This is a genomic window from Psychrobacillus sp. INOP01 (genome assembly GCF_018140925.1).
Classification (GTDB): Bacteria; Bacillota; Bacilli; order Bacillales_A; family Planococcaceae; genus Psychrobacillus.
On record NZ_CP073315.1, the window covers coordinates 2,730,043 to 2,743,537 of the forward strand.

A 13,495-nucleotide genomic window follows, 5' to 3' on the forward strand; every position below is an offset into this window, starting at 1 on the left:
TAGTGGGAAAATATAGATTTGAGACCGAAGAGCATGTGATATTTCGAAAATCTTTACGTAATTTTCTTCAGAAAGAAGCTGCCCCCAATTATGATTCATGGGAACAGGACCGTCTTATTCCAAAGGACTTTTGGAGAAAACTAGGTGAGATGGGCTATTTGTGTCCACAAGTGGAGGAAGATTATGGTGGCCTCGGTTTAGATTTTAGTTTTGGTGTAATTATTTCAGAGGAATTAGAAAGAATCGGTTCAAGTCTTGTAGGCGTTGGATTGCATAATGATATTGTAGTTCCCTATATAGAAGCTTTTGGCTCGCAGGAGCAAAAGAAACGATGGCTACCAGGATGTATAACTTCAGATTTCATTACTGGAATCGCTATGACAGAGCCTGGAGCAGGTTCAGATTTGGCCAATATACAAACAACAGCAATTCGCGATGATGATCATTACGTTTTAAATGGGCAAAAGACATTCATTACTAATGGAATTAATGGCAATCTATTTTTAGTAGTAGTGAAAACAAACCCAAAAGCAGAACCGAGGCATCAAGGTATAAGTTTAGTTATGGTGGAAGAGGGGACTCCTGGATTTTCGAAAGGGCGTAAGCTAGATAAGGTAGGTTTACATGCACAGGATACCGCAGAGTTATACTTCGAGGATTGTCGTATTCCTATTTCTAATTTAATCGGAGAAGAGGGTAAAGGCTTTGGTTACTTGATGGAGAAACTACAACAGGAAAGATTAGTAGTAGCAATCTCTGCTCAAATTGCTTCAGAGGATATGCTAGAAATGACAATGGAATATGTAAAGTCTCGTAAAGCTTTTGGAAAATCCATATCATCCTTTCAAAATACACAATTTAAAATAGCCGAAATAGCTACAAAAATCGAGCTTGGAAAGTCATTTTTGGAATCACTAATTGAGGATCATATTGCAGGTAAAGAAGTAGTTACTAAAGTATCGATGGCCAAATATTGGCTGACCGAAACTGCAAGAGAAATTTCGATTGACTGCATGCAATTGCATGGGGGATATGGTTATATGGAAGAATATAAGATTGCAAGAAGATATAGAGACATTCCAGTAGCTTCTATTTACGCTGGGACAAATGAAATAATGAAGGTAATTATTTCAAAGAATTTAGGTTTATAAAATATGTGAACTAGTAACTTAGCTAAAGCGCGGCCTAATGAATTAAATATTCATTGTGCCGAGCTTTAGTAGGTTCCTGTTAATTACTCATTATGCGTGTTTAGTTTCCTGCATGTCTCCATTGTGTAGGAGTTCCTGCTTTTGGGCAATTAGGGAATGTAGCACCTTCTGCTAATTCCAATTTGTCGCCATCCTCATCGATATATGTGCCAGATTCTGTTACTGGTTCCCCTGAATTATGATGGTGTCCTTCTGCGTGTTTCCAATAAGTTGCTACTTCCGATTCTGGACAAGAAGGAAATTTATCGCCTTTGTTTAATCTTTTAGTAATTCCAGCCTCACATGTATATGCTCCAGTTTCTTCTACTACTTCATCTGTTGCGTGTTCATACTGTTGGGTTCCCATGTTAAATTCCTCCTTCATGTTTATAACATCTACTATCTATTTACCCAGCGCAGCATGTCTAAAACATGACATGTAGTATTGGGGAAAACCATGTAATCTGTTGAATTAGCAAAGCAGATAGATATATGAACATAATGATCAAATTAAAAAGGGTGCATCCAGATAAAACTGGATGCACGACTTTTAGGTTTTAAATCACTTTATTTCCAAACTTCCTTAGCGATTTGAATAACGTGCTGAACTTTTGACCATTGTTCTTCCTCCGTTAAAAGATTTCCCTCTTCAGTAGATGAGAAACCACATTGTGGACTTAAGCAAAGCTGTTCTATAGGTACATATTTAGTAGCTTCATTAATTCTATTTTTGATAAGATCCGCATCTTCTAAATCTCCATGTTTCGACGTGATTAACCCTAAGACGATAGATAGATCAGAGCGATTAATGTGACGAAGCGGTTCGAATCCGCCTGAACGTTCGTCATCAAACTCTAAGAATAGGCCATCTACATCTAATCCTGCAAAAATAGTTTCCGAAACTAGCTCATAGCTTCCACTTGTAATATACGTAGATTTAAAATTACCTCGACAAATATGCATAGTCACAAGCAAGTCTTCAGGGCGTTTAGCGATAGATTCATTAATAGCGCGTGCGGATAATGCTAATGCTTCTTCCAATTCTAGTCCATTTTCTTTTAAGGAAGCAATTCCTTCCTCAGAAAAAGTGGTTGCCCATGAAGTATCATCAATTTGAAGATAACGGCAGCCTTCATCATAAAGTGCTTGAATCACACCTTGATATGCAAAGACTAAATCGGTAAACAATTCTTCCTGGCTCGAATAAACGCCATCTTCAATAGTTGCTCGATAAAATAACATATTTGGACTAGGTATAGTAAATTTTGCTACGGCATCACCAGCAATACCTTGAAGAAATTTAAAGTGTTCAATCATATAGTGCGTGCTAAATCCAATTTTCCCAGTTACTTTAATACCATGGGCTTTAGTTTGCACACCTTTAAAAGTTAAACCTTTATCTGTATCGTAAAATTCTACGCCGTCAAATCCACCGAGGAAATCAAAATGCCACCATTTACGTCTAAACTCACCGTCCGTAACAGATTGAAGTCCCGATTCTTTTTGTTTTGTGACTAGTTTTGTAATTTCTTCGTCTTCTATTTGTTTTAATTGATCTGAAGTTATTTCGTTATTTTCAAATTGTTGTCGAGCTTCTTTTAGGCGAGCTGGTCGTAAAAAGCTTCCTACGTGATCAGCTTTGAATGGTGTATTTACAACTAATGGTTTTGACATTTTAAATTCCTACTTTCTCAATTTGTATTGATGCAATTGCTAATGCTTGCTCAAAGTCTGCTATTAAATCATCTACATTCTCTAATCCAACCGAAAAACGTAGTAAACCATCTGTTATACCGCGTTTTTCTCGTTCGGCTTTAGGCATTGCAGCGTGAGACATCTGAGCTGGATGTGAGAGAATTGATTCTACTCCGCCAAGACTTACCGCAAATACTGGGATTTTGACTTTTTCTATAAATGACTTTGCAATGATTCTATTCGGTAAACGGAAGGAAAGGACTGCCCCAGCACTGCTCGATTGCTTGTTATGCGTTTCATATCCTGGATGAGTGGAAAGACCAGGGAAAAATACCTTCTCCACTAAATCATGTCCATTTAGATAGTTTGCAATTTTTCGTGCAGATTGCGCAGATTTTTCAAAACGCACATTCAATGTTTTGATACCTTGTATTAAAGAAAACGAATCCTGTGCTCCTAAAATAGCACCAAATGAGTTTTGGATAAACGCCAAACGCTTACCTAATTCTTCATCACGTGTTATGGCAAGCCCTGCAATAATATCACTATGTCCAGATAGGAATTTTGTTGCACTATGTAAGACGACATCTACGCCAAAATCCAACGGACGCTGATACATTGGTGTCATAAATGTATTGTCTAAAAAGGTTAAACAATCATTGGATTTCGCAAGCTCTACTACAGCAGCAATATCAGTAATACCTAAGCATGGATTCGAAGGAGTCTCGATGTAAATTAATTTTGTATTTGGCTGAATGGCATTTGAAATTGCTACTATATTAGTGAAATCTGCAAAAGTATGCTCAATACCAAAACGAGGCAAGACTTCTGTAACAAAACGAAAGGTACCACCGTATACATCTTCGGTAATCACGATATGATCTCCTGATGACAAAAGCATAAAAGCAGAAGAAATAGCCGCGATACCTGAAGCAAATGCCAGACCTCTAGTGCCCCCCTCTAATTCTGCAATCGTTTTTTCCAGTGCATCTCTCGTAGGATTTCCCGATCGACTATAGTCATAAGGTCCAAAATCGTCAAAGCCTTCTTGATGGAAAGTGGAGGATAAATAGATAGGAACATTGACAGCTCCAGTTTTTATTTCTGAGTCTCCCCGAGTAGATGCCACGATTAGGGTAGTCTCTAGCGATTCTTTATAGTTACTCAATAGTTAGCCCCCCTCACTTGTTAAAGTATTAAATACCTGTTTCAAATCTGCGATTAAATCTTCTGCTTCTTCGATTCCTACTGAGAAACGGAGCAGGCTACTGTCAACACCACGTGCATTGCGTTCTTCCTCTGGGATATCCGCATGAGTTTGAGTAGTAGGATATGTGATAAAGCTTTCCACACCTCCAAGGCTTTCAGCAAATACAATTAGTTTCAGACTCTCTAAGAAAGGAGCAACCCATTCACTTTTTTGCAAACGGAAGGAAAGCATACCGCCAATACCAGGATACAGAACATCCTTAACTGAGGGCTCATTCTGCAAAAAAGTTGCAATCTTTTTTGCATTTGTATCATGCTGCTTCATACGTAGATGAAGTGTTTTTAATCCTCTTATTAATAACCAAGAATCGAAAGGAGAGAGGACAGCACCAGCAGCATTGTGGTTGGTTTGCAATTGTTCACTTAGTTTAGTACCTTTTGTAACAACAAGTCCTGCAAGTACATCGTTATGGCCACCGATATATTTGGTGCCACTATGGATTACAATATGGGCACCCAATTCAATAGGTCGTTGTAAATAAGGAGTTAAGAATGTATTGTCTACGATCAACAATAAATTATGCTTTTTTGCTACATCCGCAAATAGTTGTATATCGATTTCTTGCATCAAAGGGTTAGTTGGAGTTTCGATAAATAAAGCTTTTGTATTTTCTGTAATCAAAGCATTTACTTCTTCAGCTGATTCAAACTTTGCGTATGTAGTACGAATATTGTAGGAATCTGCGTACTGGTTAAATAATCGATACGTCCCGCCATACAAATCTTCAGGAGCAATAATCTCATCACCCGAACGAAAAAGGGATAAAATCAATTGTATTGCAGCCATACCAGAACTACAGGCAAAGCCAGCGTCTCCACCCTCTAACTTAGCAATTCCTTCCTCTAAGATAGCGCGTGTCGGGTTCTTAGTTCGCGTGTAGTCGTATCCCGTAGATTGACCGATTCCATTATGTTTGTATGCTGTGGATAAATAAATAGGTGGATTTATAGCACCGGTTTTCTCATCACTATGATTTCCTAATTGCACCAACTGTGTATCAATACTGTTCTTTGACATAAATATTCATCCTTTACAATTAAAATAAAAAAAGAGGATTCTCTAATAAGAAGAGAACCCTCAGGTAAATATCGAAGTTTGTCTTCTTATCTGCAAGACGTTTTACGTCTACTGGAATTAGCACCATACCTCGACTTGGCTGGTTGCTGAGACATCTTCGGGCCAATCCCTCCGTCTCTCTGGATAAGAAAAATATATGAAATTATCAAAATTTTAAATTTAAATAAGCTTAACACGTTGTGGATATTAATACAATACGCTTTTTATTTAATATTATTACAAAAGTGTAAATATTAAAACAATTACACCGAGTATTAAAGATATCCAACCTACTATTAACTTGTGAGAGTAAGCTAAAGCTGCTAGCCCTAAAAGAACTGCTCCAGCACCTAACCAAAGCGGAGCATAAAAGAAACCTAATACCCCTAAGACTATGCCTAATAAACCGACCCATAAACCTGTAGAAGAATTCATTATCCACACCTCCCATCCTATAATGTAGGAACCCCAAGGTATAGCGTCCCTCCACATATTATATGAAGGGAATAGGGAAGGGGTATAAACAATCTGCTGAATCATTGCAGAGTAAAGAGGTTTCACCGAAAATATTTAGCACTTTTTCGGAATTCCAACATGGCCAGCCAGTCGGTAATAATTTAGCAAAAGTCTGTCTGAAAGCACCCGAAAACAGTAGAAACAGGTTCTGACCTTGAAGGGTGCGTGCGCTTTTCTTATTCAGAATATCCTTTATTGCAATAAACAAAATACTAGAATGTTGTTTAAAATTTGTTATACTTACAAACAGACCCGTTGGTATGTTAGGAGGAGAAACCATTATGGATACTAAATCACTCTTGATTGAAACTGCTACAATCCTTTTTCAACAAAAAGGCTACAAAACAGTAGGACTCAATGAAATATTAAAAGCCTGTAAGGTTACAAAAGGAGCTCTCTACCATCACTTTCCAAATGGCAAAGATGAACTCTTGATTACTTGCTTACACGCTTTAAAAGAAGAAATTACGACAGATATAGAAGCTATTTTCAGTAAGCATTTATCAACTAAGGATGCCATAATATCAATGATCGATACATTAATAAGTAGCTTTGAAAAGGACGGTACTATTACTGGCTATACATTTAGCAGCATTGTTAGTGAAATGTCTACAATGAGTGAGCCTGTTCGCAAAGCTTGCAGTGAGTTATATGAAAATATTGAACATATTTACTGCACGAAACTATTAGCGGATGGTTTTTCTGCTGAAACTGCTGCTGCTATTTCATTATTATTGACTGCTTCGATTGAAGGGGCAATGATGCTTTGTTTAACACAACAATCGACTGATCCTTTAAAAACAATTGCTAACCTATTACCGAATTTATTGGAGAGGTTTTAATAAGAAAACAGAATTTAATACAGAGTAGTTTATGAAGTCTCTGTTAATAGTAGGAATTGTCGGCTGTTTATGAAAACAGCCTTTAATATTTCACTTAGGAAACTGAGTACTATCTTTAGTCCGAATGAAATCACAATCTTTTGGTTTAAAACAGGATATTAAATATAGAAATTGATGACACTCCAGACGTTTATTCCCTCCTTAACGTTATCCACTATTGCACAACCGTTACTGTATTTCCTCATACAATTAGCATATTACCAAGGTCTAAAATAAGCTTTTTGAAAGGAAGAAAATTAAAGTATGCATTTAGAAAAAAGATTACCAAGAAACGGAAAAGAGGGTCTTTTGTATGGCACAATTATTTCTACATTGACAGTTATTTTTATGACATCATTTAATGTCATTCTTGGTGCTGGAGAATTTAACGTAGAAGTATTTTTAATCATACTGAAGGCTTTACCGATTATTTGGATTATTGTTATGATCATTGAACCAACTATCTTCGGGAGTATTGCGGAAGCTTTGGTGGCAAAATTTACTAGTCCAACAGACAGCTTCAATTCCAAAATTTTATTCCGTATTCTTTTCACTGTACTAGGAATGTCAATCGCTATGACGTTTGTTGGTGATATTGTAGGAAACGGCTTTACTCCTGAAATTTTCAGCAATTGGTTACAAAATTGGCCACGTAACTTCGTAGTTGTGCTTATTGCAGAAAGCTTAGTAATTCAACCAATTGCACGTTTTGCGATGGTAAAATTACATGAGTCTCAAGACGGTAAGGCTCAAGCAGCAGACGATGTTGTGCCACAAGTACAAAATAACTAAAAAAACGCTCAGACAATATTTTTTGTCTAAGCGTTTTTTCTATTCATTAGAAAATAATAAAATCTATGGCATGTGGATAATTTCTACAAGTGATTCTCCATCCAGACTCCAGCGCACAGCTCGTCGCAAAAAACATTTGCTGAATGAAGTTAAATATGATGAAAATCAGTTTTTTATTATAACTTTACATCCACTGGCTTTTTCATGAAGAATGACAGTACAAAGTTAATAGCTGCGAATACTAAACCTATTGTAAATACAAATGATGAACCTGATGCTGCTGCCTCTGGTAAATTGTCGCTAACTGTTGTTAGGTAACTATTTTGTTTAGCTGATAATAGAGAAACCATAACCGCAATACCAACTGCACCTGCTACTTGTTGATTGTTTGGGTAATAGCAATACCATCTGGATAGTATTCTTTTGGTAGAGAGTTTAATGTGTTTGTTTGTGTAGATGCAAGGACTGCACCGATACCTAACATCATAATAATATGGATTACTACAACGACCCATAGAGCCGCATCTGTTCCTAATTGTGCATAAAGTGCATACGCGATAACTACTAGAAGAGTACCAGGAGTTATAATCGCTCTAGGACCATATTTGTCAAATAGTCCACCAATTATTGGCGCTAAAATGCAGTTAGTAAGCTTCCAGGTAATAGTATTAAACCTGTTGTAAATGCAGCGATTAGTAATGCCATTTGCATATACATAGGTAAAATTACAAGCATTGATAGCATATTGAAGAATGTAATGAAACTCATAAATACACCAAGTATGAAAAGAGGATACTTAAATGCTCTTAAATTCATCATCGGCTGCTCCATTTTCATTTGACGCATTGAGAATAGAACTACTCCTACTAACCCAAAAATGATAGATCCAATAACTATCGGACTAGTCCATCCATTGTCACCAGATACACTGAATCCGTAAACGATCCCACCGAATCCAATTGTAGAAAGAATAACTGACAATATATCAAGTGAAATTTTCCGTACTTCATTAACATTTGGTACATAAAAGATTCCGATAATAAGTGATAATAATAGGAATGGTACTTGTGCCCAGAAGATCCAATCCCATGATAATGTATCTAAAATTAGTCCTGCTATTGTCGGACCTAAAGCTGGACCGGCTAACATTACTAATCCCATAATCCCCATTGCAGCTCCACGTTTGTTTGGAGGGAAGATGGTAAAAATAACATTTTGCGTTAAAGGTAAGTTAATAGCTAACCCTGCCGCTTGAATAATACGTCCTGCCAATAAAAACCCAAATGAAGGTGATAATGCTGCTAAAATCGTGCCGATAAGGGTTAGGGTGATAGAAGTTAAGAACATTTGTCTTGTTGAAAATTTTTGCATTAGAATACCTGTTACTGGTATTAAAATACCTAGGGTTAAGAAATAACCTGTTGCTAACCATTGAATTGTTGTGGGATCTGCTTCGAAAATTTTACTTAAATCTCCTAAGGCAATATTTAATGCCGTTTCACTAAAAAGTCCTACAAAGCCAGCTACTAATAGAGCCGTCATTATAGGTCCTGTCTTATAAGTTTTATTCACTTTTTTTAAATCTCCTTATTTTTAAAATTTGGGGTAGTACTTGGGAAATAACTTGGAGTGGCTTCGTTCCTTTTTACGCTAAGAAAAGTAGCATTCCACCTTCAATAGAAGCCGTCATCATTTAAAAATTCAAAGAGGCTTCATCCTTAGAAAATCCATCTGCTACTAATTTATGAAAATAAATAGTCTGAATTTCTGAATATAATTTAGCACATGCATTTCTAACTGAATCACTTAATGAATCCATTTCGCTAACAATACTGCTAAAGGTATAATCCTGTAAGTCTTCCTTCAGCTTCAAAATTGGCAACTAGCTTTCCTATCATTGAAGATGTTGCTTCATTTGTAGTTGAATAGCCTTCAAAAATTTCTCTGATCTCCTTCGTAATAGCTTCATGCAAAGATTTAAGGCAAGTAATAAGAAGTTCTTCTTTTCCATTAGGAAAATGATGATAAAGCGAACCCTTTGAAATTCCACACCCTTTCAAAATTTCGTTTAATCCTACGCCTATATAGCCTTTTTGTTGGAAAAGCGTTGTCGCAATGTCGATTATCAGCGATTTTGTGTCCATATACCAGATACATACCAACTGGTCTGTTTTAAAGTATAACAATAAAAATCTCTATAATTCAAGTCTTTTCGAACTGTGTAGTAGCACTCGCGTTCACATTTTAGACGTAATTTCGTTGGTTTATTTACTCGTGAACCATCAGTTTATTACATGCAATATAGGACTGGGTATGCGCAACTTTCATTTGATCATAGGCAACATAGTAGTGTTTATGCGCAACTTTTAGACAGAAATCCGCAATATCTACCCCCATATCTGCAACAACAAATTTTAATTCAAAAACAACAAAAAAAGAATGACTTAAACAGCAAGTCATTCTCTAAGATCAATATTTATTTTCCACCAAGTAAATTAAACAATCCACCTGCGATACTTCCTTCATCACGTGAACCGCCACCTGGTGTTTGTGGGGCAGCAGCAAATACTTTACTAGCTAATCTGCTAAATGGAAGTGATTGAATCCAAACGGTACCAGGACCACGAAGGGTAGCGAAGAATAATCCTTCTCCACCAAATAAGGCTGTTTTAACTCCCTTGACCATTTCGATATTGTAATCTACATCCGCAGTCATTGCTACCAGACATCCAGTATCTACTCGTAAAACCTCACCTTGCTGTAGTGATTTTCTATGAATAGTTCCACCTGCATGCACGAAAGCGAGGCCATCACCCTCAAGTTTTTGCATAATGAAACCTTCACCACCAAAGAAACCTGCTCCTAGCTTACGTTGAAATTCAATGCCAATTGTAACCCCTTTAGCTGCAGCTAGAAATGCATCCTTTTGACAAATAATTTTGCCACGGTATTGACTTAAGTCCATCGGAATAATTTTGCCGGGATAAGGAGATGCGAAATAGACATGTCTTTTTCCACTTCCGGTATTAGTAAACGTTGTCATGAATAAACTCTCTCCTGTAAGCATACGTTTACCTGCACCCATTAATTTACCCATAAGACCGCCGCCACTACCACCAGAACCTGAGGAGCCATCGCCGAAAATAGTTTCCATTGAAATGCCATCTTCCATCATCATTAAGCTACCTGCTTCTGCAACAACTGTTTCTTTTGGATCCAATTCAATTTCTACAAATTGCATATCGTCTCCATATAATTTGTAGTCTATTTCATGATTATTCATAATTTCGCTCCTCCTAAATTGTTATTAACCAATTATACGATATGAAAGTTAAAAGGTTTCATTCTAAAAATTCTAAAATTTTAAAGGTATTTTTAAACAATTATCGAATGTATTAGTGATGGAAGCGTTTACATTTTAAAGTGAAAAGAGGGAATAGAATGATATTAACAAATTTTATTGATGGGAAATGGCAGGATGTTGGGAGTGCTGATTATACACCAGTGTTAAATCCTGCAAATGGGGAACAGCTGGCAGAGGTTAAGCTATCTACAATAGAAGATGTAAATCTTGCAGTTAAAGCGGCGGTGAAAGCTCAAAAGAAATGGGCACTCGTTCCTGCACCGAAACGTGCGGATTATTTATATGAGATTGGAAGAATAATGAAAGAAAAGAAAGAGCATCTAGCTCAAGTGTTAACTAAAGAAATGGGAAAAGTTATTGAAGAGGGACGCGGGGAAGTACAAGAAGGCATTGATATGGCATTTTATATGGCTGGTGAAGGTCGTCGTTTGTTCGGTGAGACAACTCCTTCTGAATTGGCAGACAAGTTTGCGATGAGTGTCCGAGCACCTATTGGGGTAGTGGGGCTCATAACCCCTTGGAATTTTCCGGTTGCAATCGCTACGTGGAAATCATTCCCAGCTATCGTTGCAGGAAATGCATTCATTTGGAAACCTGCAACGGAAACTCCCATGATGGCATATGAAATGGCTAAGATATTTGATGCAGCTGGATTGCCACCTGGAGTTGCTAATGTCGTATTTGGATCAGGTTCCCAAGTTGGTACAGCTATGATTGAGCATCCAGAAGTAAAGGTTATTTCGTTTACTGGTTCTACAGATACAGGGAGTAAAGTCGCGGAGCTTGGTGGTCGTCACTTAAAGAAAGTTTCTCTCGAAATGGGTGGCAAAAATGCAGTAATTGTAATGGAAGATGCTGATCTTTCATTAGCAGTGGAGGGTATTTTATGGAGTGCCTTTGGAACTGCAGGACAAAGGTGCACGGCATGTAGCAGGGTTATTGTGCATAAAGATGTAAGAGAAGATTTAGAAAAAATGCTCCTAGAACAAATGGAAAAACTAACGATTGGTGATGGCTTAGATGAATCGGTCAAAATCGGTCCAGTTATTAATAAAAAAGCTCTGGAGAAAATCCATTCCTATGTAAAAATTGGACAAGATGAAGGGGCTACTCTTCTAACAGGAGGGACAATTTTAAACGAGGCAGAGCTCGCGCAAGGGAATTATTATGCTCCTACTCTATTTACAGACGTGACACCGAATATGCGAATAGCGCAGGAAGAAATCTTTGGTCCTGTTGTTTCCTTAATAGAAGTGAACTCACTAGAGGAAGCGATTGAAGTAAATAATGGAGTGAAGTTTGGACTCTCTAGCTCCATCTTTTCAAGAGATGTCAACAAAATATTCCGTGCGCAGCGTGATTTAGATACTGGGATAGTATACGTTAATGCAGGAACAACAGGTGCAGAAATTCACCTGCCATTTGGAGGGACAAAAGGAACTGGAAATGGTCATCGTGATTCAGGAGTGGCAGCATTAGATGTGTATACAGAATGGAAGAGCATTTATATAGATTACAGTGGGAAATTACAGCGTGCACAAATAGACACAGAATAATAGGGAGATGATTACATGATAATTGCTGTATTAGGTGCAGGGTTAATGGGGAAAGAAGCTGCTCGTGATTTAGTGTTAAGCCCAAATGTTGAAAAGGTTTTATTATGTGATTTAGATGTGGGACAGGCGAAAATGTTTAAGGAAAGATTGCAGAACTCCAAAATTGAAGTATTGAGACTTGATGCAAACGAAGACGATAGCATACGCAAAATAATGAGGGAAGCAGATGTAGTGATAAATGCATTATTTTATACGTTCAACGAAAAAATAGCTAGGCTCGCTGTAGAAGTAGGAGTACATTCTATTGATTTAGGAGGGCATATTGGAGGGGCGACAGATAATGTATTGATACTTCATGAGAAGGCTAAAGCCAAAGGGATTACTCTAATACCTGATTTAGGTGTTGCACCAGGAATGATCAATATATTAGCTGGATATGGTGCTTCTAAACTTGATGAAGTGAATGCTATTCGATTGTATGTTGGAGGAATACCAGTAGAGCCCGAGGGGATTTTTGGTTACAATATCGTCTTTTCACTAGAAGGGGTGTTCGATCATTATACAGATGCTTCATACGTTAGAAGAGAAGGGAAGCTTCTAGAAGTACCTTCTCTTTCAGAAGTAGAATCGATTACCTTTGAAGAGTATGGTGAACTAGAGGCATTCCATACAGCTGGCGGTACTTCAACTCTACCAAAATCTTTTCCGAATGTAGATACGCTTGAATATAAAACAATTCGATATAAAGGGCATGCAGATAAATTTAAACTACTCGTAGACTTAGGGTTAACAAACAAAAAAACAGTTGTTAATGTAAATGGCAATATGGTAAAGGTACGAGATGTATTGAAAGAAGTGCTAACTCCACAGTTATTACTTGGAGATAAAGAGGATGCAGTATTGCTACGAGTTATTGTAGAAGGTTCAAAAGACGGAGCTCCTAGTAATTTCACGTATGAAATGGCTACCAAAAAAGACTCCCTTTCAGGTGAAACCGCAATGGCTCGAGCAACAGCAAATACTATTTCCGTTGTTGCACAAATGATTGGAAACGGCGTCATTAAAAATCGTGGGGTATATCCTCCCGAGCTAATTGTTCCTGGTGAATTATATATCCGAGAAATGGCAGCAAGAGGTGTAGAAATAAGAGAATCCATAACTAGAGGTGAGTAAAG

General features: G+C 37.4%; 12 protein-coding genes, 1 pseudogene and 1 riboswitch. Of the genes and pseudogenes, 5 read left to right on the forward strand and 8 right to left on the reverse strand.

The genetic code is table 11. The features are described 5' to 3' along the window. The first annotated feature begins 2 nt into the window (after positions 1-2). Positions 3-1,151 carry an acyl-CoA dehydrogenase family protein gene (locus KD050_RS13700; protein ID WP_211892897.1) on the forward strand — a complete coding sequence of 383 codons (1,149 nt, stop codon included), beginning with the start codon at positions 3-5 and terminating at the stop codon, positions 1,149-1,151. 100 nt (positions 1,152-1,251) lie between these two features. Here the strand turns inward: KD050_RS13700 and KD050_RS13705 are convergent, their stop codons facing one another. The 5 genes from KD050_RS13705 to KD050_RS13725 form a co-directional block, all read right to left on the reverse strand. Next, positions 1,252-1,557, reverse strand: a complete 306-nt coding sequence (locus KD050_RS13705) for a hypothetical protein (protein WP_211892898.1) — start codon at positions 1,555-1,557, stop codon at positions 1,252-1,254. A gap of 200 nt (positions 1,558-1,757) precedes the next feature. After that, positions 1,758-2,864: a 5-methyltetrahydropteroyltriglutamate--homocysteine S-methyltransferase gene (locus KD050_RS13710; protein WP_211892899.1), complete on the reverse strand. Its 1,107-nt coding sequence runs from the start codon at positions 2,862-2,864 to the stop codon at positions 1,758-1,760. Between the two features lies 1 nt (position 2,865). Further along, a complete protein-coding gene (metC, locus tag KD050_RS13715; protein ID WP_211892900.1) occupies positions 2,866-4,053 on the reverse strand; it encodes a cystathionine beta-lyase in 1,188 nt (395 codons plus the stop codon). 3 nt (positions 4,054-4,056) lie between these two features. Then, positions 4,057-5,172, reverse strand: coding sequence for a methionine biosynthesis PLP-dependent protein (locus tag KD050_RS13720; RefSeq protein ID WP_211892901.1), 1,116 nt, complete (start codon positions 5,170-5,172; stop codon positions 4,057-4,059). 83 nt (positions 5,173-5,255) lie between these two features. After that, positions 5,256-5,362, reverse strand: a riboswitch (SAM riboswitch). Between the two features lie 86 nt (positions 5,363-5,448). Next, on the reverse strand, positions 5,449-5,646 hold the full coding sequence (locus tag KD050_RS13725; RefSeq protein WP_211892902.1) for a hypothetical protein: 198 nt from the start codon (positions 5,644-5,646) through the stop codon (positions 5,449-5,451). Positions 5,647-6,008: 362 nt separating this feature from the next. Between KD050_RS13725 and KD050_RS13730 the strand changes: the two genes are divergently transcribed. Both KD050_RS13730 and KD050_RS13735 read left to right on the forward strand, forming a co-directional pair. After that, positions 6,009-6,569, forward strand: coding sequence for a TetR/AcrR family transcriptional regulator (locus tag KD050_RS13730; RefSeq protein ID WP_211892903.1), 561 nt, complete (start codon positions 6,009-6,011; stop codon positions 6,567-6,569). 303 nt (positions 6,570-6,872) lie between these two features. Then, a complete protein-coding gene (locus KD050_RS13735; RefSeq protein ID WP_211892904.1) occupies positions 6,873-7,400 on the forward strand; it encodes a DUF2798 domain-containing protein in 528 nt (175 codons plus the stop codon). 176 nt (positions 7,401-7,576) lie between these two features. Here KD050_RS13735 and KD050_RS13740 read toward each other — a convergent pair. From KD050_RS13740 to KD050_RS13750, 3 genes and pseudogenes are all read right to left on the reverse strand, one after another. Beyond that, positions 7,577-8,942 (reverse strand): annotated as a pseudogene (locus KD050_RS13740) (DHA2 family efflux MFS transporter permease subunit). A gap of 293 nt (positions 8,943-9,235) precedes the next feature. After that, a complete protein-coding gene (locus tag KD050_RS21290) occupies positions 9,236-9,586 on the reverse strand; it encodes a TetR/AcrR family transcriptional regulator (protein ID WP_235753816.1) in 351 nt (116 codons plus the stop codon). A 290-nt stretch (positions 9,587-9,876) separates the two neighbouring features. Further along, positions 9,877-10,683, reverse strand: coding sequence for a TIGR00266 family protein (locus KD050_RS13750; protein WP_211892905.1), 807 nt, complete (start codon positions 10,681-10,683; stop codon positions 9,877-9,879). A 158-nt stretch (positions 10,684-10,841) separates the two neighbouring features. Here KD050_RS13750 and KD050_RS13755 point away from each other — a divergent pair, with 158 nt between their 5' ends. Next, positions 10,842-12,320, forward strand: a complete 1,479-nt coding sequence (locus tag KD050_RS13755) for an aldehyde dehydrogenase family protein (protein WP_211892906.1) — start codon at positions 10,842-10,844, stop codon at positions 12,318-12,320. 15 nt (positions 12,321-12,335) lie between these two features. After that, positions 12,336-13,493, forward strand: coding sequence for a saccharopine dehydrogenase family protein (locus KD050_RS13760; RefSeq protein ID WP_211892907.1), 1,158 nt, complete (start codon positions 12,336-12,338; stop codon positions 13,491-13,493). Positions 13,494-13,495: the final 2 nt, after the last annotated feature.

What these genes read in the sequence shown, in the direction of transcription:
- KD050_RS13705 (WP_211892898.1), bottom strand. Translation starts at nt 1,557, where the DNA reads ATGGGAACCCAACAGTATGAACACGCAACAGATGAAGTAGTAGAAGAA.
- KD050_RS13710 (WP_211892899.1), bottom strand. Translation starts at nt 2,864, where the DNA reads ATGTCAAAACCATTAGTTGTAAATACACCATTCAAAGCTGATCACGTA.
- KD050_RS13720 (WP_211892901.1), bottom strand. Translation starts at nt 5,172, where the DNA reads ATGTCAAAGAACAGTATTGATACACAGTTGGTGCAATTAGGAAATCAT.
- KD050_RS13725 (WP_211892902.1), bottom strand. Translation starts at nt 5,646, where the DNA reads ATGAATTCTTCTACAGGTTTATGGGTCGGTTTATTAGGCATAGTCTTA.
- KD050_RS13730 (WP_211892903.1), top strand. Translation starts at nt 6,009, where the DNA reads ATGGATACTAAATCACTCTTGATTGAAACTGCTACAATCCTTTTTCAA.
- KD050_RS13735 (WP_211892904.1), top strand. Translation starts at nt 6,873, where the DNA reads ATGCATTTAGAAAAAAGATTACCAAGAAACGGAAAAGAGGGTCTTTTG.
- KD050_RS13750 (WP_211892905.1), bottom strand. Translation starts at nt 10,683, where the DNA reads ATGAATAATCATGAAATAGACTACAAATTATATGGAGACGATATGCAA.
- KD050_RS13755 (WP_211892906.1), top strand. Translation starts at nt 10,842, where the DNA reads ATGATATTAACAAATTTTATTGATGGGAAATGGCAGGATGTTGGGAGT.
- KD050_RS13760 (WP_211892907.1), top strand. Translation starts at nt 12,336, where the DNA reads ATGATAATTGCTGTATTAGGTGCAGGGTTAATGGGGAAAGAAGCTGCT.